The following is a 25,676-nucleotide window of genomic DNA, read 5'->3' on the forward strand; positions in this document are numbered from 1 at the left end:
CGTTTCATGGCCGAATCCCCCCGCTTCCAGCCCAGCGCATCACTGGATGTGGTGGGGATTGGTAACGCCATTGTTGATGTGTTGGTGCAGACCCAGGACAGCTTTCTGGAGCAGCACGGGCTGGCCAAGGGCGGAATGGCGCTCATCGATGAGCAGCAGGCTGAAACGCTCTACCAATCCAGTGGTCCAGGCCTGGAAACCTCCGGTGGGTCCGTTGCCAACACGATGGTGGGCATTGCTCAGCTGGGTGGACGTACCGGGTTCATCGGCCGGGTTCGCGATGACCAGCTCGGTTCGATCTTCAGCCATGACATTCGCGCGGTTGGGGCCCGGTTCGACACGCCTCCAGCCACCAGCGGAGCCACCACGGCTCGCTGCCTGATCTATGTGACGCCCGATGCAGAGCGCACGATGTGCACGTTCCTTGGTGCCTCAACCCAGCTGGAACCGCAGGATCTCGACCTATCGATGGTGAAGGAGACCAAGGTGCTCTACCTGGAGGGTTATCTCTGGGACAGCCCTGCAGCCAAACGTGCCTTCATCGCAGCGGCAGAGGCCTGCCGTAAAGCTGGCGGTCAGGTGGCCTTATCCCTGTCGGATGGCTTCTGCGTTGATCGCCACCGCGAAAGCTTCCTTGACCTGGTGAACGGTCATGTGGACGTTCTCTTCGCCAATGAAGCAGAGATCAAATCGCTGTATGAAACTGACGACTTCGACACAGCGCTCGAGCGTGTTCGTGGTTGCTGCTCCGTGATCGCCATCACCCGTGCCGGAGAAGGGTCGGTGGTGCTCAACGGTGATCAACGCTGGGACATCGGCATTTTCAACCTTGGATCCCTGGTGGACACCACGGGGGCAGGAGATCTCTACGCCGGTGGTTTCCTGCACGCTTACACCCAGGGGGAGTCGTTGGAGCGCTGTGGAGAACTGGGCGCGCTCTGTGCCGGTCAGATCGTCACGCAGCTTGGTGCCCGATCTCAGGTTTGCCTGAAGGAGCTCAGGAGCCAGCATCTGGGCTGAGCGCCGCTCTTGCCCAGGCGACATACCCCGTGCCTGCCTGGGCCGACCAATGCAGGATCTCCGGCGTGTCGTAACTGTGCAGACACTCCAGGGCTGACAGAAGGTCTTGCAGACGTTCCGGGCACGTTTTGATCAGCAGCTGCACCTCCTCAGCACTCTCGATCGCACCCCTCCAGCGGTAGCGGGATCGCAAGGGCATCAAACTCACGCAAGCCGCCAGTCGCTGCTCCAGAAGCTGCTGGGCCAGTGCCTCAGCAAGGGATTCATTGGCCTCCGTTGTGAGCACCAGCTTGAGGTCCTGCAGAGTTGGCATCGAGAAGGCGGCACAGCGCATTCACGCTATGGACCACGTCAACATCCGGCCTTGCGAGCGGTCGCTTCAGTTTCCAGAGACGCATGGATCCGTCCTGGCAAAGACGACTCCACAGTCCATCGGCCGCACCACCCGACTGGCGACAGAGAACATCGCTGATCTGCCAACGCCGGCAGAGGGCTGCTTCAAGAGCCCCGGGACGTTCACCGACAGCAGGTCTGAGCACCGCCAGTTGGTCGCCGGACAAGCCCGCTGCACCAGCCTGACGAATGGCATCGGCCGTTGGCAGCACCCGGGCATACACCACGGCCCCAGCCAACTGCGCCGCTGTTACAGCAGCCTGAAGCTGCCTTGCTCCAACCGCCAGCAGCAGACGATGGCCCGACAACGGACAATGGGCCAGGTCATCGATCGTGGCTAACAGCCCCTGGTCAACAGCGCTGTGATCAGGGCGTTCGAAGCGAATCAGACGTGGATGTCCCGTGGCACAGGTGGATTGCAGATCAGCACTGATGCGCAGGGCAAAGGGATGCGTGGCATCCACGACACATGTCACAGCCTGCGTCGCCAGATGATCAGCCAGCGACTGCTGCGACGGGAACGCCCCGACATGCAAACCCTGGAGGGACATCGCGGCGAACCCCCTGGCCGCTGCTTCAGTCACCACACTGACGCTGACGCGGAATCCGGACTCAAGCAGCGACTGCGCAATCACAGGGCCCTCTCCGGTCCCAGCAAAGACCAGCACATGCTCCTGGCGATTCCGCCATCGGTGCATCAGGATGGCGCTCAACGATCCGGCCGAGGATGAATCACTGCGTACTTGAGGTGGATGTTCTTCAGGCTCCCACCCTGCGTTACACCCAGGACAACCAGACCCCCATCGCTGAGATGGAGGTGGGGTTCGATGCACTACGCGCTGACGATCCTCGCGGCCAACTGAAGGTTGTCGGCTGGGGCAACCTTGCCCAGGATCTGCAGAACCGGGTGCAGGTTGGGCAGCGACTGGTGATCGAAGGGCGACTGCGCATGAACACCGTGCCCCGGCAGGACGGTACGAAAGAGAAGCGTGCTGAATTCACCCTCGCCAGGTTGCATGCCGTGGGAGATGCTTCTGCTGCTCCAGCACCCCAACCTCAGGGGCAGAGCGCACCCACCCGGCAGGCGCCCCCAGCTGCCGCATCAGCACCGGCTGCGGCGCCCGCACCCGAACCGGCAGCGCAATGGAACAGTGCTCCTCTGGTGCCCGACACCGACGACATCCCCTTCTGAACGGGCGTGGGCAGCGTCAGCGCTGTGCGGCGCCAGGCGTGAAATGCTCGGAGGCCCGTTGCAGCAGCTGACCGAGCTCCCGCTCCAGCGCCGCCAGATCCAACCGGAACTCGGCCCAGCGTCCTCGGTCGATCTGCTCCAGCAACCAGGCGCGGTCTTGCTCCAGCTGTTGAATCAACGCCGCAGGATCCTCTGTTAACTCTCGTTCTTGGGATTGGGAGCTGTCCATCGATTGGGGAAGGCTTCCATCCATCCTGAACCCCACACAGCCAGAATGGCGCCACTTTCGAGGCCGCATGACCGATCTGCTCTCGCCGGGAAGCCTGGTCACCATCGCCGGCGGTGTTCTCACCGTGATCGGTGCTGTGGCGTACGGCACCGGCAATGCCAACCTGAGCCTGCCGACGATCTTTTACGGCATTCCCATTTTTCTGGGTGGACTCGCCCTGAAATCATCAGAGCTTCCGCCGGCACGACGGGTCACACCCAAGGCACAGCTGAAAGCTCAACGCGACGCTGCAACACCCGAACTGGGCAAGCTGCTTGCTGATGTGACCCGCTGGCGCTATGGCCAGAAGGCACACCTGGAAAGTTCCCTGGAAGCACTGAAGCTCTGGGACGAAGACAACCCCCCGCAGCTCGAGGAGATCGAAGAGCTCTGCCCGGGCAACAACTATGGCTTGCGTCTTCGCTTCTCCTGCGAGGGAGTCCCGCTAGACCGCTGGCAGGAACGCCAAGAACGCTTGAGTCGTTTTTTCGCCAAAGGGCTCGACGCAACCATTACACCGCTCGAGGGTGATCGTCTCGACCTGACCCTGCTACCAGAGGGGGTTTCCGTGAAGAGCGAGCATGGGGAGACCGACGCACAATCCCATGGATGATGCTCTCAGGGTCTCCGTCCTGAGTGAGGCCCTTCCCTACATCCAGCGGTTTGCCGGCCGAAGGATTGTGGTTAAGTACGGCGGAGCGGCAATGGCGCACGCTGAACTGCAGACGGCGGTGTTCCGCGATCTGGCTCTGCTCCGCAGTGTTGGCGTCCAGCCGGTGGTGGTGCATGGCGGCGGGCCTGAGATCAATCATTGGCTCAAGCGCCTTGAGATCGCACCCAAGTTTCGGGAGGGTCTGCGCGTCACCGATGCCGACACCATGGACATCGTGGAGATGGTTCTGGTGGGTCGCGTCAACAAGCAGATCGTGAACGGTCTCAACCGCCTAGGAGCCAAGGCTGTTGGCTTGAGTGGCAGCGACGGAAGTCTCGTGGAAGCCCGCACCTGGGGTGATGGCAGCCACGGCATGGTGGGAGATGTAGCGAAGGTCAACCCGGACGTGCTGGAGCCGTTGCTGGAGCGCGGCTACGTGCCGGTGATTTCCAGTGTTGCCGCCAACCCCGAAGGTGTGGCCCACAACATCAACGCTGACACCGTGGCCGGCGAAGTGGCTGCAGCACTGGAGGCGGAAAAACTGATACTGCTCACCGACACACCGGGAATCCTCCGGGATCGGGAGGATCCCGCCTCGTTGTACCGGCAGTTGAAGCTGTCCGACGCACGCCAGCTGATTGAGGATGGGATCGTGGCCGGCGGCATGACGCCCAAGACCGAGTGCTGCATCAGAGCCCTTGCCCAGGGCGTGTCTGCGGCCCACATCGTGGATGGGCGGGTGCCCCATGCACTGCTGCTGGAAGTGTTCACCGATGCAGGCATCGGCACAATGGTGGTGGGACGCAGCTGACCGATGACTACGGGGCTGAAGGAAGCGGAACAAGCGCTTGAGCGCGGCGACTACGGCCAGTGTCTGCGCCTGCTTGAGCCTCTCGCTGAAGCCCATCCGATGACCGAACCCAAAGGGGCCTCGGTGCGCATGGTGATGGTCACGGCCTGGATGGGACAGGGTGATGAGCAAAAAGCGATTGCCACCTGTCGGCTGCTGACCCGTTGCAAAGACGTCGACCTGCGCAACAGAGCCCGGCAGTTGTTGAGCGTGCTGGAGGCACCGAGCCTGGACCGGCCAGCCCGATGGTCGATGCAGCTGCCGACGCTCGAGATGGCTCCCAAGCTGGGCAAACGGCCTCGCAGCAGCCGACGCAGCCGACAGCCAAAACCGCCACCGCCGCCGCCGACGGGGCCGACACGAGGGCCCTCGGCAGGATTTGCGGCTCTGGTACTGGCTGTTCTGCTGGGGCTGACCCTTTTGCTCAGTGGATGTGTTCGGGTCAGTGCTGACCTCGAACTGGGTGGCCCGGACCGCTTGGCGATGCACTGGCAGATCAACAGCCTCAGCGGTCGCCGTCTTCCCTGGCAAGAGAATTTCGCCAACGCGCTTCAGTCCGAAGGACTGAACTGGTCGGTGAATCAGCGACGGGCCGGTGGCCTCACCCTCAGCAGCCCCACCCTCACCGGCCAGCAGGCCTCAACGCTGTTAAGCCGCAGCGTCGAACTGGCAGGTCGCACGGCCGGGCAAACCTTTCCGCCGCCAGAACTGTCGGTGCAGGAGCGCAACTGGCTGATCGGTGTCCAGCAGGACCTCGACCTCAAGCTGGATCTCACGGGGCTGGCGTCGTTCAGTACCGGTGATCTGCAGGTCACGGTTCAACCGGTCGCCACCCTCAAGCATGTCCAGGCATCACCGAATCAAGTGACGCTGAAGCAGCAGGTGGTGCGCTGGCCACTGGAGAGAGGAGCGATCAATCAACTCCGGATCCGTCGCTGGCAATGGAGCCGCCTTGGACTGGGCAGCGTGGTGGTTGTCATCTTGCTGCTGCTGAGCCTGTTGCTCCAATCCGTGCGCTTGCGTCTGGGTTTCGGCTACCCAGAGCTCCCGTCTTGACTCAGAGCTGGAGAGGATCAGGGTCCACCGCCAACGACACATCCCGAGGCAAGCCATCCCAAAGGCTGGTCCCAGGCGGCAGAGGAATGGGACTGTTTTTGGGGCCATGCAGTAGCAACTGCCAGCGGCTGCGCCCCGCCACTCGGGCCACAGGAGCCGGCGCAGGCCCGAGCAACTGCCAGCCGGCCTTGGCACATGGCTCACGCAAGCGTTCCGCCAACAGTGTTCCTGCCGTCGAGGTGTCGGTGGCGGACGGACCAGCAAGCCTCAGCAGACAAGCTCTGGCGAACGGCACGAGTCCCGCATCCCGTCGCAAGGTGGATTCCTCCTCGAGAAATCGCTCGTAACGACCGTCCACCAGATGCCGAATCACGGGATGGTCCGGGCTGTAGGTCTGCACCAGCACCTCGCCAGGCTTCTCGGCACGGCCGGCACGGCCAGCGAGTTGCAGCAGCAACTGCAGACACTGTTCACCGGCCCTGAGATCAGGGCGATGAAGAAGGCCATCCGCCGCCAGAACAGCAGCCAGCGTCACACGGGGAAGATCCATGCCCTTGGCCAGCATCTGCGTTCCCACCAACACATCAGCCTCGCCGTCGGCGAATCGGTCCAGCAGGCGCCGGTGCCCATCTCTCCCGCCGGTGGTGTCGCGATCAAATCGCATCAGGCGCAGGTCACTCAGCTCGGTGGCCAACCGCTCCATCACCCGCTGCGTCCCGGCACCAAAGGGCTTGAACGCCAGTGACCCGCAAGCGGAGCAGGACGCCGTGATCGGCTCACGATGGTCACACCAATGACAGCGCAACCACTGCTGATGCGACCGGCTGCCATGAACGGTGAGCGGCACGTCGCAGTGGGGACACATCACCACCTCGCCGCAGCTGCGGCAGCTCAGAAACGTGCTGTATCCACGGCGCGGCACCAGCACCACCGCCTGTTCGCCCTTCTCTTGCAAGCCTGCCAGCCGATCCATCAGTGCGCGGCTGATCAGGCGTTTGTTGCCCTCGGCCAGTTCATGGCGCATGTCGATGATGCGCACGGGAGGCAGAGGCTGGCGGGAGATCCTCAACTGCAACTTGGAGAGCACCACCGGACCTTCGGGCTGAAGACGGCTCCAGCTCTCCAGCGATGGCGTTGCACTTCCCAACAGCAAACGGCCACCCTGCAATCTCACCCGCTCGGAGGCCAGATCCCGAGCGTGATAACAAGGCATGGGTGACTCCTGCTTGTAGGAGTTGTCGTGCTCTTCATCAAGCACCAGCAATCCCAGCGGGCGCAGCGGCAGAAACACGGCTGAACGCGTTCCCACCACCACGATGGGCTCATCCGAAGCCAGACAACGGCGCCAGGTGGTGACGCGCTCCCGATCACTGCAGCCACTGTGATATTCCACGACCTGCGCACCAAAACGCTTGCGACAACGGTCCACCAGTTGTGGGATCAAGCCGATCTCAGGAGTGAGCATCAGAACGTGACGTCCAGCCTTGAGCTCTGCCGCAGCCAGCTGCAAATACACCTCGGTTTTTCCTGACCCAGTGATTCCCCAAAGCAGCATTTCGCTGCTATCCGGGAGCCTCTGGAAACGCGTGAGTGCGGCCTGCTGCTCTTCAGTCAGCTGCCGCGGAGGCTCAGCATCAAAGGGCGGCGAGACCGAGGATTCCAGGTCGTTGCAGCTGCGCTGCTCACGATGAATCAACCCTTTGGATTCCAGAGCCTGGATGCTTCCCGACTGAAAACCTTCAGCGAGGAGATCGCGCTGCCAGGCCCCTCCACCCCGTTGCGCAAGCGCGTTGATCAAGGCTTCCTGGCGTGGAGCGCTCGAGAGGTCGACGGATGACGCCAAATCCCGCAAGGCAACCCACCACAGTCGACGACCAACGGCCGGAGGAGTAGGCCGTTGCCCCAACCATCCAGGTGGCAGAGCCGCTTTGAGCATCCGGAAGGAACTGGTGTGGCATCGATCCGCCATGGCGTCGAGCCACTCCCTCCAACCGGCATCGACCGCAGCGGATTGCACCAGTGCATCCACAGGCTGCAGTGGATGACCGCTGGATTCCTGGGCGTTTGACTCCTCCTCGAGACAGCGGCAACCGGTGACCAGTCCCTGCAACCGTCGTCCTCTCAGGCGAACGGACACGAGATCACCCAAACCCACACCCAGTCCGAGACTGTCGCAATAGCTGAACGTGCGACCGTCTCGACCGGCCTCCAGCCAGACGTCAACAACGGAGACCGACTGTTCGGGGAGCACGCAGCACGGTGGATCGGATGGGGTTGCCGACGCCACATGTTTTTCTTAAGATACATATGTTGGACAGCTTTAGAGCTGTTGTCGGAACAGAGCAGAGTTCCGTCCAGAGGGAAGACACGAAGCTCGAGCCAGGGTTCCACCCGACGGCCGACCGGTCTGCGAAAGCCCCTGACAGCCCTGCCACCGACCACAGACCAACAAGCCAGTTTTGAACATTGCTCTGATACGTCGACCCCCTTCGATGGCGAGGTCGAGCAGCGCATTGAAAGGTGTCTGAGTTGTTCTTGGATTTTTAAGCCCAGTTAATCCCTAATTCTTTCTTCCTCGTTCCCATGAGTCCTGCTGCGAGCAAGTCAGCTAAGTCCCAGGCGGCTCCCGCCATCGTGATGCTGGCCGATTCCAACGGTCAGCCCAAGACGGTGACCCCGAAAGCAAAGCCCGCAGCGAAGGCCAAAGCCAGCGCCACAAAGGCCAAAAGCACCACCAGTAAAGCCAAGTCAACAGCCAAAAGCACAACCTCCAAGGCCAAGAGCAGCACAGCCAAAACCACCAAGGCGTCTTCGACCAAGAGCAAAGCCAAAACGGCTGCGAAGCCGGCTGACTTGGATGCAGCGGCAGACCAATTGCTCGCCAAGGCAGCAGGGAAGGCCGGAGCTGGTGCAGCTGCAACCGGAAAGGAAGAGAAAGCAAAAGCCGATGCCAAAGCCAAGGTGTTGGCCAGCATCAAGGTGGGCCCGAAAGGTGTTTACACCGAAGACTCCATTCGGGTGTATTTGCAGGAGATCGGCCGGATCCGACTGCTGAGACCGGATGAAGAGATCGAACTGGCAAGAAAGATCGCTGATCTCCTCTACCTCGAAGAACTGTCCGCTCAATTCGAAAGCGACAACGGCCGCGAACCCGACAACAAGGAATGGGCTGCTCTTGTGGAGATGCCCTTGATCCGTTTCCGACGCCGGCTAATGCTTGGTCGTCGGGCCAAGGAAAAGATGGTGCAGTCCAACCTGCGCCTGGTGGTATCGATCGCCAAGAAATACATGAATCGAGGCCTGAGCTTCCAGGACCTCATTCAGGAAGGCAGTCTCGGCCTAATTCGCGCAGCTGAGAAGTTTGACCACGAGAAGGGCTACAAGTTCTCGACCTACGCCACATGGTGGATTCGCCAGGCCATCACCCGCGCCATCGCCGACCAGAGCCGCACCATCCGCCTACCGGTGCACCTTTACGAAACCATCTCCAGGATCAAAAAGACCACGAAGGTGCTCAGCCAGGAGTTCGGCCGCAAGCCAACGGAGGAGGAAATCGCTGAATCGATGGAAATGACCATCGAAAAACTGCGTTTCATCGCCAAGAGCGCTCAGCTGCCGATCTCCCTCGAGACTCCGATCGGCAAAGAGGAGGATTCCCGTCTCGGCGACTTCATCGAAGCCGACATCGAGAATCCAGAACAGGATGTCGCCAAGAATCTCCTGCGCGAGGATCTTGAAGGTGTGCTGGCCACACTCAGTCCTAGGGAACGCGACGTGCTCCGTCTTCGCTACGGCCTCGATGACGGTCGGATGAAGACACTTGAGGAAATCGGCCAGATCTTCGATGTCACTCGCGAGCGCATCCGCCAGATTGAAGCAAAAGCACTGCGCAAGCTTCGTCATCCCAACCGCAATGGCGTACTCAAGGAATACATCAAATAATGGGTAAGCAGGGCTGTTTTAAGCCCTGCCATTCCTTTTAATCAACTGCAGCAGAGGGGTTCTCAACCGAGAGCCCCTTTTTAATGCCAGCCCTCTGAAACAAGGGGTATTCGTCGGATATCTGCAAAACCGTGCAGGGATATCCGTTGCAAATCGATGCCTGAAACCTGAGGTGGGCATCATTTGGCATCGCAAACGGCCCTGAGAGGGGGACCGCCTTAGCTTCCGGGCCCCGCAGACTGCCTCGTGACCATTGGATAAAAGACCGCATCAAGGACAACCTTGTCTGGGTCGTCTTCTCTCTGAATGTCCCAGAGAGGGAAGAGCTGGCCACCGTCCTCAAAGAAGACCTCCTCCTTGGCAACCATGTGGTTGATGACCTTCAGGTGAGCCAATCACCCATCATCTTCTCCTCGTTGTAGTCGCTCTGGAAGATGCGGTAGAGGTCATCGTCCTCAGTCCGAGCCATCTCCATCACCAGGTTCCCAATGCGGTCCAGGTCGCAACCCCGGCCGGCGTTGTATTTCCCGTTGGGGAAGCCTTAGACGTGTCGCTCCAGAGCCCAACGAATGCTGTGTTGGATGAAGACCATGTTGATGTGGAAAACGGCCTTCCCGTATTGCTCGGTTCCTTCCTCCACGTCTTTAAGAAGATCCCAGTTGAGAGTTGGAAGTGTGGCGGTCATGGTTCTGTGTGTTGAGTGGTTGGTGTCAGGCCTCAGAGGGCAATGACGATGAGGATGAGAGCTGTGCAGAAGTAGGTGGCGATGTTGCCGAGAACTTCGTTGGTGTCAGTCATTTGGTCCTCGCTGTGACCTCTTCAAGGTGCTCCGACCCAACCCATTTCCACGTCAACCATTAGTAGGAGCGTGCAGACGACGCCTCATACGGAAGTTGACTCAAAGGACTTAGTACCCAAATGAACGAACACAGAAAAGGCACCTCCTAAGGAGTACATGCTGAAATGCAATGCAAAGGAAAATCTCATTGCAAATTACGACACCAAGTACCACCTTCGCTCTTTAACCATTGTGCTGCTGATTCATCTCCAAGAGAAACTGCTTTCTTGTAGTCAGCACAGGCGCCTCTGTCGTCACCCAAATATTGCTTTGCAATACCACGCCTTTCATACGCATTTGTATAATTTGGATTGATTTCTATTGTCTTAGTAGTGTCAAAGACCACACCTCGATAATCACCCATTTCAATCTTGACACCAGCACGGTTGTCAAAATAGATATAAGCATCGCGCGGATTGATCTCAATTGCCTTAGTAAAATCAGCAATTGCCCCAAGATAATCCTTTAATCCATTTTTTGCTATGCCACGCTCATTGTACGCCTTAGCATCCTGAGGATTAATCTCTAGCAACTTAGTGAGATCAGCAATTGCCCCTTTGTAATTGCCTTGTTTTTGTTTTGCTTGCCCACTACTGTATAACTGTCTCTCCAACGAATTTGGCTTTGCATTCACAGCAATAAAAGAAGTCCAAAGGGAAATAAAACACAGTGGTGCAGCAATGACAGCAGTTCTACGAGACATCTAATGGGTGTTCTGCTTCCATCATGATAAGGAGGATGCTGGATCAGACATGAATAAAACACCCCCAAGGAGTGCATGCTGAACTGAAAGGGATAACCGTATCCTGTAACTCCAGGAACATCCTCTAACACTGTTGTTTCACCCATTTTACAGGTTCTTTCCTTCCTAACTCTGCTGCTTTTCTCCAATCCTGGCAGGCACCTTCGAGATCATTTTGATTTTCTCTTTTTATGCCACGATTAATGTAGGCAAGAGCAAACTGAGGATCAAATTCTATTGTCTTGCTCCAATCTTTGATTGCCCCTTGTGGATCCCCTAAACGAGACTTTGCAAGACCACGATTATAATAGGCAAGAGCATACTTAGGATCAATCTCTAACGCCTTATTAAGATCAGAAATTGCACCTTGGTAATCTTGCAAATTATCCTTGGCAACTCCACGATACATGTAGGCATCAGCATACTGAGGATCAATCTCTATTGCCTTGGTGTAATCAGCGATTGCTTCTTGATTATCGTTTAAAGCACTTTTAGCGTTGCCACGGTTGTAGTAGGCAACAGCCTCCTGGGGGTATATCTCAATGGTTTTGGTCCAATCATCAATTGCTCCTTGATAATTGCCTGAATCAAACTTCTCAAGTCCTTGTTCAAAATAGATTCTTCCCTGGTCCGCGCATGCAGTAATCAAGGGAGACCCAAGCGCAAGCACAGACAGTGCCGCAGCAATGACATTGGTTCTACGAGACATCAAATAGGTGTCCTGCTTCAACAATGATAATAAAAATCCTGAATCAGGCATAAAAAAGGCACCCCCTAAGGAGTGCCTGATGAACTGAGTTGAATCAGAAATCAGTCTTCGACTTCCTCGACCTCAGAACCATTGCCGTCCGTTGCTTATCCATTACATCGAATACCGGTTAAAAATCGAGTCAGCTGACGAAATCCTTTGTTTTTAAGGGAAAGGGATCTCGGCAGCTTTTTGATGGAACTCCTCCATCAGACATCAAGGAGATATCTCTTCTTTTTCATTGTCTTACCAGATGTCCCCAGCTGACATCAAGATCGGACATCAATAGACACCCCAGACCCTCAAATAGCCATTACGGCATACGGCACTAAGCCACCATTCATTTGAACCTCAACGAGCCAACGCAATGTGGCCTAGAAATCCATTGACAGGCTGCCGTCAACAAAAACTCAAAACATGCGGGGTGGGTTCCTCGTGAACAAAAAAAAAGAGAAAAGGTGGCTTCTTTTCAGGTAGATCCTGAGTTCCATGACAGGTTGAAAGTCTTTGCCGAGTCCTCTGGTTTAAAGATCTCTCAACTCTGTCGTTATGCTCTTGCTCGTGAAATGGACAGCATGTGAAATAAGGATGGATCTGTTACAGCGAATGAGGGTGATAGGTAGTTGCTTGGTTATTGCTTCTTACTTCATCACTCTCCACATTGATATGGTGACTGGTGTGATTGTTCACTTGATTGCACTAATAATCTCTGTTCCACAATTCATTAGATTAAAAGCATGGGATGTGGTTGTGATGATGATGTTCCTTATGTCTATTGGAACTGGACGACTCATCACAGCAAGGTTTCTGTGAGCCTGTAGCAACTGAATACCAGGAATGTTCGTCTTATACAGATGAGCTCGTAGCAGCCTTCCTAAGGTCACAGAATGGTTGCACTTGTCTTGCTTCTAATAATGTTTGCCCTCTTTTGGCATCTCTCTGGGTCAACCAGGAGGCGCAAGAGACTCTTTAGTAAGAGATCCAGGAGATGGTGACGCTGCAAGTAGCAGTGTTGTAAGAAGAAGTGGGAGTTTCATTAACTCTTAAAATTATCAAACTCAGCAGAATCAATCTTAATGCAGTCACCCGTTGTCACGGTCTTAATTAATCCAGGCGTTGGTTCTTTAAGAACCCTTTTGCCTTCGCCTCTGATTGTATAAGGAGGCGAGAGCATAGTGGTGGTCTTGTAAGTGTCCTTAGTCCATTGATTTTCGAACTCAGTTTTGTGGATCATCTCCGTGCTCATCTCATTATCCTGAATAATCACATCTTGCTCTTCATTGATATTATTGTAAATCACCTTTTTATTTCTGATATTAATTCTAAGGACTAATATTTCTCTAGTTTCCCTGCTAAGAGGCGTCTGGTCGCCGTCGCTCCAATCTATTACCGTAGAAACTAACATCGTTTCATCACACTTCAGATAAAGGAAGTCATCAGCAACAACAGGTGATGCTGCAATTAGCAGGGTTATGAGGAGTAGTGGGAGTTTCATTTGCCTGCCTCGTAGGTTTCAGCATCCGATGCTTCGCAAATACCTGAAATTTCTTGGGTGTATTCAACGGAAATGCTGTTATCCCTTGCTTTGGTTTTTGCAAGCATCATATCTGGTGGATTAAAGGCAATTTGGGCATTCGTAATTCCCGTAAAAGGTTCTTGGAAATCAGTAAATTGCTCAAAGAGCACCCCATTCCGTATCTTCACTTCGTGTTGGTTCTCAGGCTGAACTGAATCAATACAGAACTTTTATTTTGTATCAATCTTGAAATGTAATGTAATTTCCACAGTCTCTTGTGACTCCTCCCCTGACGGATTAATTTCCCCCCACTGAACCGTTCCAGTACATTTCAGATAGACGAGGTCACCAGCTACAGCAGGTGATACTGAGAGGAGTAGAGCACCGAGGAGTAGTGGGAGTTTCATTGGCTCAAAGCCTCCTCAAAGGCGGATTCATCACTTCCTTTACAAATACCTCTTATCTTTCCTGATTCCAATTCGGACAGGGAATCTCTACGAATAAGCATATCAGCAACTATTTTTCCAGCTGGATCGAATTGCATCGACGCCTTTTGAAGAACAGTGTTGCCATTAACGATTTCCTCTTTATCTTCAACACCATAACCATTGACAATCTCTACACCTTCCCATTCTCCACCTAGTGAACCCATGATTCGACTGTTTAACAAATCTATCTTTAAGTACTGGATGACAGCATTCTCTTCTCTCTTAATAATTTGATTGGACACGAGATCTTTTACCGTGACAATGTGGTTACTCTCACACTTCAAATAAACAAAGTCATCAGCCAGAGCAGGAGTGCTGCTCAGCAGCAGGGTTGTGAGGAGTAGTGGGAATTTCATCGGTCAACATTAATCTCATTCCAGGCAGACGAATCAGACATTTTACAATCACCCTTTCCTTTAACCACCTGGTACTCAGTGGTGGTCTTAAACCAGTTATCAATTGTTATTTGACCTGGTGGATTCAGTGGAAGCACGCCTCTTACCCGCGCAGTGAATCCCTCCCTATCGTATTTTGTATCTTGAACGATAGTGTTTCCGTCAACACTCATTTGTACCCATTCTGGGTCTCTATGGTTTCTGAAAAGACTTTTTGATAGATCAACCTCGAACATCAGATAGTCTTCATAATCATCGTCTATGACATCTTTTGAAACTAGATTAGTGGAGGTATTTTGCCCTTCGATCTTGCAAACCATATACAGGAAATCGTCAGCAATTGCTGTTGATGCTGACAGAATCAGGGTTGTGAGGAGTAGTGGGAGTTTCATTGGCCTACAGCTTTCACAAAAGATGATTCATCTGAACTTTGACAAGTCCCCTTCACACTCATTGCCTGAAAAAAATCATCCATGGGTGTGCCTTGAACTTGAATACTAATTCTTCCTGGAGGAGAGTATTCAAGCATCAATTCACCAGCGATAGTTAATCCACCTTCGACATCATTAGTCTTGAAAGAAGCAACACCGTTTGCAAGGGTGACATTTTCCCAACCACCTGTGTTGAACTTTAAACGGCTATTGGCAACATCTACTTTGACAAAGCGTTGTTCTTCCATCTGCTTATCCTCAACCTGATTCGTGCTGATTTGCTTAGTGACGAGGGAGGTCAGGGCATCACACTTCAAATAAATAAAGTCATCAGCCAGAGCAGGAGTGCTGCTGAACAGCAGGGTTGCGAGAAGGATTCGAAGTTTCATTGGTTAAACACTTGACCTAATGTTGGCTATCTTGTCTTAAAATTTGATCCACAGATTAAATTGAATGTTCGTGTAAAACGATTATCTGTCAAGCGATAAGCCTTTTCATAATCATCATCTTCTTTTGAGTGTAGATATGGCTCGGACTCGAACTCACTCTTTTCAAGCCATTCACCAGAACGCGAATAGAAGCGTTCAACATAGGTTTCTGATCCCGGAACATCCCATTCCAATACATACATTCCTTTGCTACAGTCTACCCAATTACCGCCACGACTTTCATTTCTTGTTAGTGCATATTGATTAGGATTTGCATATGTGTCCCATTGAAGAAAAACAATATCAAAATCCCATCTTGTACCGCTTGTATTTTCAAGGCTTGACTTGTCTATTAATGCCATCTGATACTGCTTCTTTTGAATTGGGTTCTGATGTTCTGAGACGACAACCCAGTTATCACTTTTATATTCTTTAGGCAGATCACGCCCTGGTGCTTGCGCAAATACAGGTGATGCTGACAGAAGCAGGGTTGCGAGGAGAAGCGGAAGTTTCATACTGCTCTCAGCCTTGATGACACCACTATAATCACACTAAATAATTTTGTCAGATAGACCAATGACTTGCATTATAATCATCAAAGCAATGGGCATTGATTCTCAAGAGTATGTGACGATGCTACATGAAGCAGCCGATATAGTAGTTGATCAACGCCGAATCGAGGAGTTGATCAAGAACACCATGCAAATACCACCAAGAGAGCGACGTCAAATCTTGCATTAAAATGGCATCATTTCCAAACACAAAGCCAGGACTCAAACAGCTCAAAGCGCAAGACACATCAGCAACACTTCAATGGAAAAGCTAAATAAACCCAGAAAGGACGAAGTGCCTAAGCAGATGCCTCTCCGTCGATCCCTGGCAGCACTGACATTTGCGCTTTGCACTTTGAGCACAACAGGTTGCTCGACTATTTCATTGAAGTTCAGTGGCCCTTCAATCACCTATACCCCCTCTCCTGGAAGCTTAGAAGCAAGTGGAGACAAGAAATACCAAGCAGGTGATTATCCAGGTGCCATCAATGACTACGATCAGCTCATTGAGCACTATCCTGAAATCCCAAGAGGTTATACAAGGCGAAGCGCAGCAAAAGGAAAATTGGGTTTGCTCAAAGAAGCATTAGAGGATGCCAATATGGCGATAGAACTCAGAACTAACGATCCATGGGCATACAACAATCATGCCGTATTATTGCTCCGATCAGGTGTCGCATCTCCAAAGTCTCTGGAAGACGCATTGGAGTCATCAAACAAGGCAATAGCAATCAATTCAGTGATTCCAACGTTTTATTTTAATCGTGCAATCATCAAGTACAACATGAACGACCTTGATGGTGCCATGACTGATCATTCAAGAACCCTTGAACTTGATGAAAACTATTCTGATGCTCTGAGGGAACGTGGATCACTCTTTGCAGAATTGGGAATTGTTTCTAGCGCCTGCGGTGACTGGAAGAAGGCATCGTCTCTTGGAGATACACGATCGACTGAGTACCTTCAGGAGAATTCTGAAGTCTGCAAAGGGGCGTGAGAGAGGCAGTGAGCGTGACCCCACCCACCAATCAAGGTAACCACACCCGATTGGTCTCCCTCTCACAATTCAATGATAGATCGATACGGCTCAACAGCAAGAGGAGTGGGTCAAGAGCAGCCGCCAATCATCAGCATGTGTCCAAACTCGATGTTCAGTGTCACAACCACGAAAAAAGGCGAAAATCCCAATAAGGAACAGTTGAAGAAAGACGAGATGTAACAATCGGCAGAAAACCCTTTAACTTTACCTAGCCAACTCGACGGATTGATACCCAGTTAGAACTTAACATTGCCTCATTGCTGACAAGCTTCCACCCAACTGATCAAGGAAAAACCAATTCGCTTAGGATCACATCATCAAATCATCGCAATGAACCCATCAAGCATTAGACGGTTCGTCTTCACGCTCATCACGGGCTATTTAGCCATCTTTGGCGTCAGACAAATCCCCTATGAATTCCCTAATGAATGGGGAGTAATCATTCCCGTCCTGATCGTTGTTTACATCCTAACGATTTGGCTGGATGGATTAATCTTTAAAGACGAGACTTCTTACAACACTGTGGTCAAGGTCGTTGACAAAAAAACACAAAAACGGCTTAAGCGCTCCAAGGGATTTGGTGATTGAATCAAACCAAGAGCAAGCAACACGACTTTTCAGGGCTGGTCTTCAACGATCAATGATTGACAGGTTCCATACCATGCATCGGGTTCATAGATACCGTCTGGATAAACCGTGATAGAGAATAACTTTTCATCCCCACGGATCTGAATCTCATAATCCTTGCTGAGATTGGTATTCCGGAATTTCGCCATCAGCAAGTTGCCATAAATTTTGACTGGTATCGACGTTGGACCGGATGACAGTTGTTCATCACTAATCTCCGTCTCAGTGAGAGTTAAACCCTGGGTATCCAGTTGATAGCGAACACGAATCGGGTGATTCATGGGTAACCCCGTTGCCACCCCAGCCCCTTGCGTCTTCTCGCCACTGCATTCAAAGCTGACGACATCAGCTCTCACCGGATCCGGCGTCACAACCATTGTCAAAGACAACAGTGCAAGCAAGGCCTGAATCATTGGATCACCTTTCCAGCGGAGCATCAGCAAAACCATTGCAGCCACACATCCCTTGGGTGTCCCAAAGACGTTGCCGATTGTCAGCAAATATCGACCGGCTCAACCAGCCTCGATGCTGTCAGTGAATTCCTGAAAGGCTTTTTTCAGACGTTCCACCGGCGTCTCTGAAGGTGGGCATTCCTGATTGGTGGAACGTGTATAGGCCTGAAGAATGCGCGCTTCCGGCTCCAGCACAGCGGCCACAGCAGCCTTCAACATCACCACATTCCGCTGGGGCGTGAGACCGGCCAGATAAGGAAGCAGTGACCAAGGCTCCGTCTCTGCCTCCTTCACCAAGCGAAGAGGACGAATCAGCTGATAGGCGCGATCTCCATCAGAGTCGGTGGTCTGCCTGAGTCGTGCCACCAGCATCTCTCCGCTGGTGAGCAACACCAATCGAATCGATCCTTCGCTCAACACGGGCAAGAAAGGAGCAGCTTCCCCCTCCTGGCCTAGAGGAAAGGCAGAAGTTGACCGTTGCGCCTTAACCCCATTCACCACAGGTCCCGGCATAACGGCTCACGAATGCTTACAGATCGTAAAGCTGTTCCGGCTGATCGTCGGCCTCTGTCTCCCAGGACCCTCACCTTGCCGATGACAAAGGGCCTGCGTTCTGTGAAATCTTGACCGGAACAGGGCCATTGAGTCCGTAAGCTTCATGGCCACTTCCCCCTGCCCATGGCCCTCGAGCAACTGCGCATCGCCTCCCGCCGAAGCCAGCTGGCCATGGTGCAGACCAATTGGGTCAAAGCTGAACTCGAAAAGGCCCATCCCGGTCTGGCCATTTCTGTGGAAGCCATGGCCACCCAAGGAGACAAGATCCTTGATGTCGCACTCGCCAAGATCGGCGACAAGGGCTTGTTCACCAAAGAGCTTGAAGCTCAGATGTTGGTGGGCCGTGCAGAGATCGCCGTTCACTCCCTCAAGGATCTCCCCACCAATCTCCCTGAGGGTCTGATGCTGGGTTGCGTCACCGAGCGCGAAGATCCCGCCGACGCCTTGGTGGTGAACAAGAAGAACGCCGACCACACCCTGGAAACGCTGCCTGAAGGCTCCGTTGTGGGAACCAGTTCTTTGCGCAGGCTGGCACAGCTGCGCCACCACTACCCCCACCTCCAGTTCAAGGACGTGCGGGGGAACGTGATCACCCGCCTGGAAAAGCTGGATTCCGGCGGTTACGACTGTCTGATTCTGGCTGCCGCAGGACTCACGCGCCTGGGATTCGGTGACCGCATTCATCAGATCATTCCCGGCAACATCTCCCTTCACGCTGTTGGACAGGGCGCACTCGGCATCGAATGCGTGGAAGGCAGCCCAGAAGTTCTTGAGTTGATCAAGGTTCTCGAGCACGCCCCCACCGCAGCGCGTTGCCTCGCTGAACGCGCATTCCTGCGAGAACTCGAAGGTGGCTGCCAAGTGCCGATCGGAGTGAACACCGTGATCGAAGGCGACACCCTGACCCTCACCGGGATGGTGGCGAGCCTTGATGGCAAGCGCTTAATCCGGGATGCGTGCAGCGGACCCGTGTCCAATCCAGAGACTCTCGGCGTGAAGTTGGCCGCAGAACTCAAATCACGTGGTGCCGGAGACATTCTCCAAGAGATCTTTGCCACCGTTCGCCCTGAGGCCTGACCATGTCGCTCCTGCACACCGCGGTTGGAATCTTCACCATCTCCAACCCGATCGGCAATCTGCCGATCTATCTCTCCTTCACGGATGGGAACAAGAAAAGGGATCGGGCCATTGCCCGCAGTTGTGCGTTCACCTTCCTGATTGCTCTGCTGTTGGCCACCTGGCTTGGCAATGATCTTCTTGGCTTCTTCGGCATCAGCCGCGGAGCTTTTCAAGTAGCCGGAGGACTGATTGTGGTGCTGATCGGCCTGTCGATGCTGCACTCCGAGCCATCGAAAGTGCACCACGATCCTGAATCCGTGGACCGGGATCAGAACTCAGCGGTGAAAGGCATCGTTCCTCTGGGCATTCCGCTGCTCGCTGGCCCTGGAACCCTCACGGTGGTGATTGCTGATCCCAGCGCCGCCAGCCTTGGGGGAAAGGTGAGCCTCAGTCTGGTGGTGGTGGCCCTGACCGCTGTGGTGTATCTGGTCTTCAATGCCGGTGAGATGCTGTCATCGAGGATCAGCACGTCGGCCCTGCAGGTGCTGACCAAAATCATGGGGCTTCTGCTCACCGCCATCGCGATTCAGATGCTTTTCTCAGGACTCAGCACTGGTTTTCCCATTCTCAAGGGACTCACTGGGTGATCACCACAGGAGTGCCCACCTCCACCAGTTCATACAGTTTCTGCACATCGGCATTCAGCATCCGCACGCATCCATTGGAGACAGCCGCACGGATCTTCACCCAGTGCGGCCAGGGTGTTCCATGGATGCCGAACTGATTGGGACCCTGCTGAAGAAACCCGATCCATCGATGTCCCAGGGGGCTGGCCGGGCCTATCACCGGATGCACCTTGCCTGACTTGGTGCTCTGATATCGAGGATTCTCCAGCTTCGATTCCACCTGAAACAAGCCTGTGGGCGTCGGAGTGCTGGGGTCGCCGATGGCCACAGGCCAGCGACCAAGTGGTTGGCCATCGCGGATCACGCTGATCCGGCGCTGGCGCAGATCGAGATGGATGCGCGTCGCGGGTGCCGAAGCCTGCCATTGCGCTGACGACCGAAGCACCGATGCGCGAGGAACCGTTGCCCCATGCACTGAAGCCAGTGAGGGAGCGGAACCTGCCAGTACCAGCGAGGCAACCCCCACGCCAACCAAGCTGTGCCAGCCGACGCAGTCGAGACGCAACATCAGACACTCAAGACTCACTAGTCTCAACGTATCCACTGGTCAGATAAAAAACCGACCACCAGTGGAGGACTTTCTGTAGAAACCCATCGTCCAGGCCCAGTTCTGCCGACCAAGACGTGCTAAAGGGCCATTACCGATCTTTCGCGTGATGCCCCAGCAACTGGCGTGGACGACAGACGAAGCCAAGCTCGTGCTTCAGGCCATCAAAAACGTGGGCACCGCAGGGGGCGTGCTCAAACTGCAGCCGATCATCCTGGAGATGATGGAGGCCATCCAGACGCACGTTCTGCATTCAGACATCGATCTGCAGAACCTGGTGATCATTCCTCCCACCCAATATCCAGAGCTGATTAACGATCCAGACCAGCGAGAACAATTGATTCAGATGCTGGTACTCATTCCCTACGTCGACATGACGGTGGATGCGCGCATGGTGGGCGTGGTGGACGACTTCGCAGAATTTCTCCAGGTCAACCCCCAGACGCTGCGTGACCTGCATCAAGTTCGCGACAACCACCTCAGACGCCTGCTGCTCGATTACGGACGCCGGAGCATGGGTGAATTCCTGCGCCTCGACAGCCCTTCAAAATTCGTGCGCGGCATTATCAGTGCAATTCATCAGGCCATCGGCGATCCAACCGTCGCCAGCCGCTATCAGACCCTGCAGGACTATCCGGATGGAAGCCTTGGCCACAGCTTTTTCCACTGGTATCGAGACCGCAACTGGGCACTGCCTGGCGAGCACAAGAGCACCTCGGAACTGCTGGTGAACCACGACTGTTGCCACATCCTGGGTGGCTTCAACACCGACACACGGGGCGAAATGAATGTGGCAGCTTTCCAGGCTGGCCTGTTCACCGATGGATTCGGCTTTGAATCCCTGCTGGAAGTGATGCTCGATTTCCATCTTGGAAAATCCTTCAGCACCACCGACAGTCTGCTTCCACCGGAAACAGGGAAGTTCATCCCCGACGAAGCCATGGCGGGCTACGAAAAAGGACTGGCCTGCAACATGAATCTGATCCAAGACTTTGATTTCTGGAAGCATGCCGATCAACAGGTCACCCAACTCAGAGAGCAGTTCCACATCCCCCCAACCCCTGGTCCGGTATTGCTCAAACCATGAAAAAGGCGGGGTTTCCCCCGCCACGCCTGGTTGATCACCAGTGTTGAACACAATCGTTGGAGATCAGTCGACCAGCTTGGGGTCAATTTCCGCCATGTAGCGGGCCTCACAGCTCTTGATGATCTCGACAGCCTTCTCTGTTCCGAAAAACCCATTCACTCTGCAAGTTCCGGGCTTCTTCAGATCCTTGTAGTGCTCCCAGTAATAAGTGGTTTCCTTTTTCCAGTGATCACCAAGGTCCTCGAAGCTCTTGATGTGATCCATCCGCTTGTCATCCGCCAACACAGCGATGACTTTGTCGTCGACTTCACCACCATCATCGAAGGTCATGATGCCGATGATGCGGGCTTCCACGATCGAGCCGGGAATCAGTGGCTCAGTGACGTTGACAATCTCGATGTCCAGTGGATCGCCATCCTCATCCCAGGTGCGGGGAATGCAGCCGTAAGCGAAGGGATAGGAAAGAGATGAATAACCGACCCGATCCAGCTTCAGATGACCGGTCTCGGTGATCAGCTCGTACTTGTTGATCGTGTTCGAGTTGAGCTCGACGATCGTGTTCAGACGCAGCTCGGATTCATCCGCGAAGGCGGGGAGCACATGCAGCAGATTGGGCATGCTCCGGCTGGGAGCCTGGTCGAGATTGGCCATGGGAGACGGCGATCGGCGCAGTGATCCTACGGGGGGCACCACGGCTGCTTTTGAGAGCCACCTTGAATCGAAAATGGCGAACCCAGTGGCCTGAAATTGAGCCTGAACTCAGGCCCCTCATCTCCAGCACCAGAAGCCGCGAGAGTTAGCTCCTAAGCGCGGACAGCATGCTCAGCTTGTCGTCCAAATAGCTGAGGAAAGGAGCACTCGACAGCGGTCGACCCGACACCTGTTCCACGAGCTGCTCCGCATTCAAAGCACGGCCCACGGGGTGCACGTGCTCCCTGAGCCAGGCCAGCAACGGCGTTACATCCCCCCGGGACACATGCTCTTCCGGTGAACCGATCGCTGCGGTCATCGCCTCGCTGATCTGGGCACTGACGAGATGACCCAGCAGATACGACGGGAAATAACCGAAGAGTCCTTCACTCCAATGCACGTCCTGCAGGCAGCCCTCGGCATCGTCGGCTGGTGTGACGCCCAGCAGTTCGCCGTAACGACGATTCCATTCGCTGGGGAGATCTTCAACCGGCATTCCCTGCTCCAGCAGGGCCAATTCCAGATCCGTACGAATCAGGATATGCAGCCCGTAACTGAGTTCATCGGCTTCCACGCGGTTGCAGCCAGGAGCCATGGGATTCATGGCTTGCCAAAGATCCCTCGATGAGGTCACCGGAGCTCCGGCAGTGGCAAAGGGCTGCCACCAGCGCTCCGAGAACGGCTGGCTGCGGGCCACCCGGTTCTCCCAGAACAGCGACTGACTTTCATGAACGGCCATCGACGTGGCCTGACCAAGAGGCCAGGCGAACCACTGATGACTCGATTCAGGCAAGCCCTGCTCGTAAAGGCTGTGTCCCCATTCATGGGCTGTGGCCAGAAAGCAGGACAGGGGCTGACCCGCCACCACCCTGGTCGTGATGCGGAAGTCGCGGGGACCCAGGGTGATGGAAAAAGGATGAGGTGAGGCGGCAACACAGGTGATCGAGGCATCTCGGCCCCACTCCTCAAGCAACTGGTCACAGAGTTTCTGCTGCGTCGCAGGCGTCAGATCCCAGCTGAGGGAAGCAGGGCGGGGACCACCTGGAAGCGCATCCAGCAGAGCGGGGAGACGGCGACGCAGCGGTGCGAACAGCTCTTGAAGCCGAGCCAGGGTGAGATCCGGTTCGAAAGGTTGTGCCAGCGTTTCCCAGCAGCTGCGTGGTTCCGCCAGCTGACGGGCTTGCTCCTGGCGCAGATCCACCATCTGCCGCAACGCTGGAGCAAAGAGCTGAAAGTCCGATGTGGCTTTGGCTTGCTGCCAGAGGTCGTATCCCTGGGATTTGGCCGTCGCGAGCGCACTCACCAAAGCAGGGTCAAGTGACTGCTGGCGACGAAGATCCTGCTCGAGCAAATCAAGATTGCGCGCTTGCTCCTTCAGCTCACCAACCTCACCAGTGCTGGCGTTGGCTTGCCACTCAGCGCGTGCATCCGCAATCAGATCGGCATAGCGCTGCGAGCTTTGACGCGCATGCAATTGACGTGCCAGCAAGGCCAGTTGCTGGCCACGCCAAGCAGCTCCGCCGCTGGGCATGCGGGTGTTCTGATCCCAGTAGAGCGTGCTCTGGATCGAGCCCAGCAATTGGGTTTCCTGCAGGTGCCCGCCAAGGCGTGTCCAGGCGTTAGGGGTCGCACTGCGATTCATCTGAGCTCAGTCAGTCCCGGCGGCAGTAGTCACCGCCAATGCTGCTCCAGCCTGACGGACAGTCATCACCCATCGCGGGCCGCAGGGTGTAAGTCATCAATCCCAGGGCACTGCACTTGCCATTGGCCGTGTCGATGTAACCCATGGGGCACTCGCTCGTGAGCTTTTTCACGACCCTTTGGGCACGGACCGTGGAGGCTTGGACCACACAAAACACCACGATGATCAGCGGGAGACAGAGCTTCCTGTTGAACATCCGCACAATCGCAGCGTTTCACCAGACGCAGGCTAAAGCTGAAGACCAGAAACGACGTTCACCATGGCCGCACTGCTCAGCGCACCAGAGAGGGAACAGCTTGGCGCCAAGCTGAACCACTGGCAGGTGATGGACGATCGCTTGAAGCGTCAATGCCAGTTCAACGATTTCAGCGAGGCGTTCGCCTTCATGACCCGGGTGGCGCTGTTGGCAGAAACCATGCAGCACCACCCCAACTGGAGCAACGTCTACAACCGCGTGACGATCGAGCTGACCACGCACGATCTCGGGGGCCTGAGTGATCTGGATGCTGCGATGGCCCACGCCATCGACGCGCTTCTCTGAGCCACTGCCAGAATGAAAAGGTGGTTCAATCAGTCCCGATGACGGCCAGCGCAACCCGTAACTCAACAGTGCCGGTGACGATTCTCACCGGGTTCCTAGGGGCGGGCAAAACCACACTGCTTAACCACATCCTGAGCAATCAGGACGGGCTGAAAACCGCCGTTCTGGTCAATGAATTCGGAGAAATCGGGATCGACAACGAGCTGGTGGTAAGCACTAGTGAAGACATGGTCGAACTGAGCAACGGCTGCATCTGCTGCTCGATCAATGGTGAGCTGTTAGATGCCGTGGATCGCATCCTCGATCGCCCCAGTCCTCCTGAGTATCTCGTGGTGGAAACCACCGGCTTGGCCGATCCACTGCCTGTAGCGATGACCTTTTTGGGCAGCGAGCTGCGCGACCAGACACGACTCGACTCGATCATCACACTGATTGATGCTGAGAATTTCGGCTCCGAAATTCTGGCCAGTGAGGTGGGCCGATCTCAGGTGATTTATGGCGATATTTTGATGCTCAACAAGACCGACCTCGTCGAAGAGAGCCGGTTGGTGGCCCTGGAGAACGAACTGCGCGAGGTCAAAAAAGATGCCCGCATTTTGCGCTCAGTGAAAGGCGAGGTACCGCTCCCCTTGCTTCTGAGTGTGGGCCTGTTCGAATCCGACCGGGTGGTGAGTCCAGCCCAGGATCCGAGCCTCGATCACAGCGACTGCGATCACGACCACGGACATTGCAGCCATGACCATGACCATGACCATGACCATGGACACCATCACGATCATGGACACGGGCATCACCACGACCACGGGCACAGTCACCACGACCACGGTCACGACCATGACCACAGCCATGACCATGGCTCTGCCGACCACCTCGCGATTGAGGGGTTCACATCGCTGTCATTCGCAAGCCCTCGCCCTTTCGATCTAAGAGCGTTCCAGAACTTCCTCGACAACCAGCTACCTGGAAGCGTGTTTCGTGCCAAGGGAATTCTTTGGTTCAAGGAGAGCGAGCGGCGTCATGTGTTCCATCTGGCCGGGAAACGCTTTTCGATCGATGACAGCGACTGGACTGGTGAACGCAAAAACCAATTGGTTCTGATCGGCCGTGACCTGGAGCACGACACCTTGAGACAACAGCTTCAAGCCTGTGTCTGCGACATTTCTGAATGAGTCATCATTGAT

The 25,676-nt window shown here is 54.9% G+C and carries 32 protein-coding genes; 13 read left to right on the plus strand and 19 right to left on the minus strand.

Features of this window, described 5'->3' with window-relative positions; all coding sequences use genetic code 11:
- The first annotated feature begins 6 nt into the window (after positions 1-6).
- On the plus strand, positions 7-1,020 hold the full coding sequence (locus tag SynNOUM97013_RS09470) for an adenosine kinase (RefSeq protein WP_186479513.1): 1,014 nt from the start codon (positions 7-9) through the stop codon (positions 1,018-1,020).
- On the opposite strand, the gene cutA is transcribed toward SynNOUM97013_RS09470, so the two are convergent.
- Complete coding sequence (gene cutA, locus SynNOUM97013_RS09475) at positions 998-1,333, minus strand: divalent-cation tolerance protein CutA (protein WP_186479514.1); 336 nt, start codon at positions 1,331-1,333, stop codon at positions 998-1,000. The genes SynNOUM97013_RS09470 and cutA overlap by 23 nt on opposite strands.
- Positions 1,284-2,111, minus strand: coding sequence for a precorrin-6A/cobalt-precorrin-6A reductase (locus tag SynNOUM97013_RS09480; RefSeq protein ID WP_255442712.1), 828 nt, complete (start codon positions 2,109-2,111; stop codon positions 1,284-1,286). Before SynNOUM97013_RS09480 ends, cutA begins: the two co-directional genes overlap by 50 nt.
- A gap of 29 nt (positions 2,112-2,140) precedes the next feature.
- On the opposite strand from SynNOUM97013_RS09480, the gene SynNOUM97013_RS09485 reads away from it, so the two are divergent.
- A complete protein-coding gene (locus tag SynNOUM97013_RS09485; protein WP_186479516.1) occupies positions 2,141-2,605 on the plus strand; it encodes a single-stranded DNA-binding protein in 465 nt (154 codons plus the stop codon).
- Positions 2,606-2,621: 16 nt separating this feature from the next.
- On the opposite strand, the gene SynNOUM97013_RS09490 is transcribed toward SynNOUM97013_RS09485, so the two are convergent.
- Complete coding sequence (locus SynNOUM97013_RS09490) at positions 2,622-2,834, minus strand: hypothetical protein (protein WP_186479517.1); 213 nt, start codon at positions 2,832-2,834, stop codon at positions 2,622-2,624.
- 67 nt (positions 2,835-2,901) lie between these two features.
- Here SynNOUM97013_RS09490 and SynNOUM97013_RS09495 point away from each other — a divergent pair, with 67 nt between their 5' ends.
- The 3 genes from SynNOUM97013_RS09495 to SynNOUM97013_RS09505 are packed head-to-tail and all read left to right on the plus strand — an operon-like array spanning position 2,902 to position 5,431.
- The gene (locus SynNOUM97013_RS09495; protein WP_186479518.1) at positions 2,902-3,486 is read left to right on the plus strand and encodes a DUF2854 domain-containing protein; all 585 of its coding nucleotides are present in this window, start codon (positions 2,902-2,904) and stop codon (positions 3,484-3,486) included.
- A complete protein-coding gene (gene argB, locus SynNOUM97013_RS09500; RefSeq protein ID WP_255442714.1) occupies positions 3,455-4,336 on the plus strand; it encodes an acetylglutamate kinase in 882 nt (293 codons plus the stop codon). Before SynNOUM97013_RS09495 ends, argB begins: the two co-directional genes overlap by 32 nt.
- A 3-nt stretch (positions 4,337-4,339) precedes the next feature.
- Entirely contained in the window at positions 4,340-5,431 is a 1,092-nt protein-coding gene (locus tag SynNOUM97013_RS09505; protein WP_186479520.1) for a DUF3153 domain-containing protein, read from the plus strand.
- A 1-nt stretch (position 5,432) separates the two neighbouring features.
- On the opposite strand, the gene priA is transcribed toward SynNOUM97013_RS09505, so the two are convergent.
- Positions 5,433-7,718 (minus strand): primosomal protein N', encoded by a 2,286-nt coding sequence (gene priA, locus SynNOUM97013_RS09510; RefSeq protein ID WP_255442715.1) that lies wholly within the window; start codon positions 7,716-7,718, stop codon positions 5,433-5,435.
- A 296-nt stretch (positions 7,719-8,014) separates the two neighbouring features.
- On the opposite strand from priA, the gene rpoD reads away from it, so the two are divergent.
- A complete protein-coding gene (gene rpoD / locus SynNOUM97013_RS09515) occupies positions 8,015-9,373 on the plus strand; it encodes an RNA polymerase sigma factor RpoD (RefSeq protein WP_186479521.1) in 1,359 nt (452 codons plus the stop codon).
- A gap of 541 nt (positions 9,374-9,914) precedes the next feature.
- Here the strand turns inward: rpoD and SynNOUM97013_RS09520 are convergent.
- The 9 genes from SynNOUM97013_RS09520 to SynNOUM97013_RS09560 all read right to left on the minus strand — a co-directional run bounded on the left by SynNOUM97013_RS09520 (position 9,915) and on the right by SynNOUM97013_RS09560 (position 15,474).
- Positions 9,915-10,058, minus strand: coding sequence for a hypothetical protein (locus SynNOUM97013_RS09520; protein WP_186479522.1), 144 nt, complete (start codon positions 10,056-10,058; stop codon positions 9,915-9,917).
- Positions 10,059-10,356: 298 nt separating this feature from the next.
- Complete coding sequence (locus tag SynNOUM97013_RS09525; RefSeq protein ID WP_186479523.1) at positions 10,357-10,914, minus strand: tetratricopeptide repeat protein; 558 nt, start codon at positions 10,912-10,914, stop codon at positions 10,357-10,359.
- Between the two features lie 124 nt (positions 10,915-11,038).
- Positions 11,039-11,713, minus strand: coding sequence for a tetratricopeptide repeat protein (locus SynNOUM97013_RS09530; protein WP_255442716.1), 675 nt, complete (start codon positions 11,711-11,713; stop codon positions 11,039-11,041).
- Between the two features lie 1,024 nt (positions 11,714-12,737).
- Positions 12,738-13,196, minus strand: a complete 459-nt coding sequence (locus SynNOUM97013_RS09535) for a hypothetical protein (RefSeq protein WP_186479524.1) — start codon at positions 13,194-13,196, stop codon at positions 12,738-12,740.
- Positions 13,193-13,387 carry a hypothetical protein gene (locus tag SynNOUM97013_RS09540; protein WP_186479525.1) on the minus strand — a complete coding sequence of 65 codons (195 nt, stop codon included), beginning with the start codon at positions 13,385-13,387 and terminating at the stop codon, positions 13,193-13,195. The genes SynNOUM97013_RS09535 and SynNOUM97013_RS09540 overlap by 4 nt, the downstream gene beginning before the upstream one ends.
- A gap of 233 nt (positions 13,388-13,620) precedes the next feature.
- The gene (locus SynNOUM97013_RS09545) at positions 13,621-14,061 is read right to left on the minus strand and encodes a hypothetical protein (protein ID WP_186479526.1); all 441 of its coding nucleotides are present in this window, start codon (positions 14,059-14,061) and stop codon (positions 13,621-13,623) included.
- Positions 14,058-14,492 (minus strand): hypothetical protein, encoded by a 435-nt coding sequence (locus SynNOUM97013_RS09550; RefSeq protein WP_186479527.1) that lies wholly within the window; start codon positions 14,490-14,492, stop codon positions 14,058-14,060. Before SynNOUM97013_RS09550 ends, SynNOUM97013_RS09545 begins: the two co-directional genes overlap by 4 nt.
- A complete protein-coding gene (locus SynNOUM97013_RS09555) occupies positions 14,489-14,920 on the minus strand; it encodes a hypothetical protein (RefSeq protein ID WP_186479528.1) in 432 nt (143 codons plus the stop codon). The genes SynNOUM97013_RS09550 and SynNOUM97013_RS09555 overlap by 4 nt, the downstream gene beginning before the upstream one ends.
- Before the next feature lie 26 nt (positions 14,921-14,946).
- Positions 14,947-15,474 carry a hypothetical protein gene (locus SynNOUM97013_RS09560; RefSeq protein WP_186479529.1) on the minus strand — a complete coding sequence of 176 codons (528 nt, stop codon included), beginning with the start codon at positions 15,472-15,474 and terminating at the stop codon, positions 14,947-14,949.
- 298 nt (positions 15,475-15,772) lie between these two features.
- On the opposite strand from SynNOUM97013_RS09560, the gene SynNOUM97013_RS09565 reads away from it, so the two are divergent.
- Positions 15,773-16,507 carry a hypothetical protein gene (locus SynNOUM97013_RS09565; protein WP_186479530.1) on the plus strand — a complete coding sequence of 245 codons (735 nt, stop codon included), beginning with the start codon at positions 15,773-15,775 and terminating at the stop codon, positions 16,505-16,507.
- 372 nt (positions 16,508-16,879) lie between these two features.
- Positions 16,880-17,137 carry a hypothetical protein gene (locus SynNOUM97013_RS09570; protein WP_186479531.1) on the plus strand — a complete coding sequence of 86 codons (258 nt, stop codon included), beginning with the start codon at positions 16,880-16,882 and terminating at the stop codon, positions 17,135-17,137.
- A gap of 29 nt (positions 17,138-17,166) precedes the next feature.
- On the opposite strand, the gene SynNOUM97013_RS09575 is transcribed toward SynNOUM97013_RS09570, so the two are convergent.
- A complete protein-coding gene (locus SynNOUM97013_RS09575) occupies positions 17,167-17,676 on the minus strand; it encodes a hypothetical protein (RefSeq protein ID WP_186479532.1) in 510 nt (169 codons plus the stop codon).
- A 12-nt stretch (positions 17,677-17,688) separates the two neighbouring features.
- A complete protein-coding gene (locus SynNOUM97013_RS09580; protein WP_186479533.1) occupies positions 17,689-18,141 on the minus strand; it encodes a DUF6561 domain-containing protein in 453 nt (150 codons plus the stop codon).
- A gap of 165 nt (positions 18,142-18,306) precedes the next feature.
- Here SynNOUM97013_RS09580 and hemC point away from each other — a divergent pair, with 165 nt between their 5' ends.
- Both hemC and SynNOUM97013_RS09590 read left to right on the plus strand, forming a co-directional pair.
- A complete protein-coding gene (gene hemC / locus SynNOUM97013_RS09585; protein WP_186479534.1) occupies positions 18,307-19,260 on the plus strand; it encodes a hydroxymethylbilane synthase in 954 nt (317 codons plus the stop codon).
- Positions 19,261-19,262: 2 nt separating this feature from the next.
- Positions 19,263-19,889, plus strand: coding sequence for a MarC family protein (locus tag SynNOUM97013_RS09590; RefSeq protein WP_186479535.1), 627 nt, complete (start codon positions 19,263-19,265; stop codon positions 19,887-19,889).
- Here SynNOUM97013_RS09590 and SynNOUM97013_RS09595 read toward each other — a convergent pair.
- Positions 19,879-20,436, minus strand: coding sequence for a L,D-transpeptidase (locus tag SynNOUM97013_RS09595; protein ID WP_186479536.1), 558 nt, complete (start codon positions 20,434-20,436; stop codon positions 19,879-19,881). The two genes, SynNOUM97013_RS09590 and SynNOUM97013_RS09595, sit on opposite strands and share 11 nt — an antisense overlap.
- 148 nt (positions 20,437-20,584) lie before the next feature.
- Here SynNOUM97013_RS09595 and SynNOUM97013_RS09600 point away from each other — a divergent pair, with 148 nt between their 5' ends.
- Positions 20,585-21,562, plus strand: a complete 978-nt coding sequence (locus tag SynNOUM97013_RS09600; RefSeq protein WP_186479537.1) for a hypothetical protein — start codon at positions 20,585-20,587, stop codon at positions 21,560-21,562.
- A 63-nt stretch (positions 21,563-21,625) separates the two neighbouring features.
- Here the strand turns inward: SynNOUM97013_RS09600 and SynNOUM97013_RS09605 are convergent, their stop codons facing one another.
- The 3 genes from SynNOUM97013_RS09605 to SynNOUM97013_RS09615 all read right to left on the minus strand — a co-directional run bounded on the left by SynNOUM97013_RS09605 (position 21,626) and on the right by SynNOUM97013_RS09615 (position 24,066).
- Positions 21,626-22,213 carry an inorganic diphosphatase gene (locus SynNOUM97013_RS09605; protein WP_186479538.1) on the minus strand — a complete coding sequence of 196 codons (588 nt, stop codon included), beginning with the start codon at positions 22,211-22,213 and terminating at the stop codon, positions 21,626-21,628.
- A 145-nt stretch (positions 22,214-22,358) separates the two neighbouring features.
- A complete protein-coding gene (locus SynNOUM97013_RS09610; RefSeq protein ID WP_186479539.1) occupies positions 22,359-23,894 on the minus strand; it encodes a carboxypeptidase M32 in 1,536 nt (511 codons plus the stop codon).
- A gap of 10 nt (positions 23,895-23,904) precedes the next feature.
- Positions 23,905-24,066 carry a hypothetical protein gene (locus tag SynNOUM97013_RS09615; protein ID WP_255442719.1) on the minus strand — a complete coding sequence of 54 codons (162 nt, stop codon included), beginning with the start codon at positions 24,064-24,066 and terminating at the stop codon, positions 23,905-23,907.
- Positions 24,067-24,213: 147 nt separating this feature from the next.
- Here SynNOUM97013_RS09615 and SynNOUM97013_RS09620 point away from each other — a divergent pair, with 147 nt between their 5' ends.
- On the plus strand, positions 24,214-24,495 hold the full coding sequence (locus SynNOUM97013_RS09620) for a 4a-hydroxytetrahydrobiopterin dehydratase (protein WP_186479541.1): 282 nt from the start codon (positions 24,214-24,216) through the stop codon (positions 24,493-24,495).
- A 38-nt stretch (positions 24,496-24,533) separates the two neighbouring features.
- Positions 24,534-25,664: a GTP-binding protein gene (locus tag SynNOUM97013_RS09625; protein WP_186479542.1), complete on the plus strand. Its 1,131-nt coding sequence runs from the start codon at positions 24,534-24,536 to the stop codon at positions 25,662-25,664.
- Positions 25,665-25,676: the final 12 nt, after the last annotated feature.

The organism is Synechococcus sp. NOUM97013 (genome assembly GCF_014279815.1).
In the GTDB taxonomy this organism is placed as follows: domain Bacteria; phylum Cyanobacteriota; class Cyanobacteriia; order PCC-6307; family Cyanobiaceae; genus Synechococcus_C.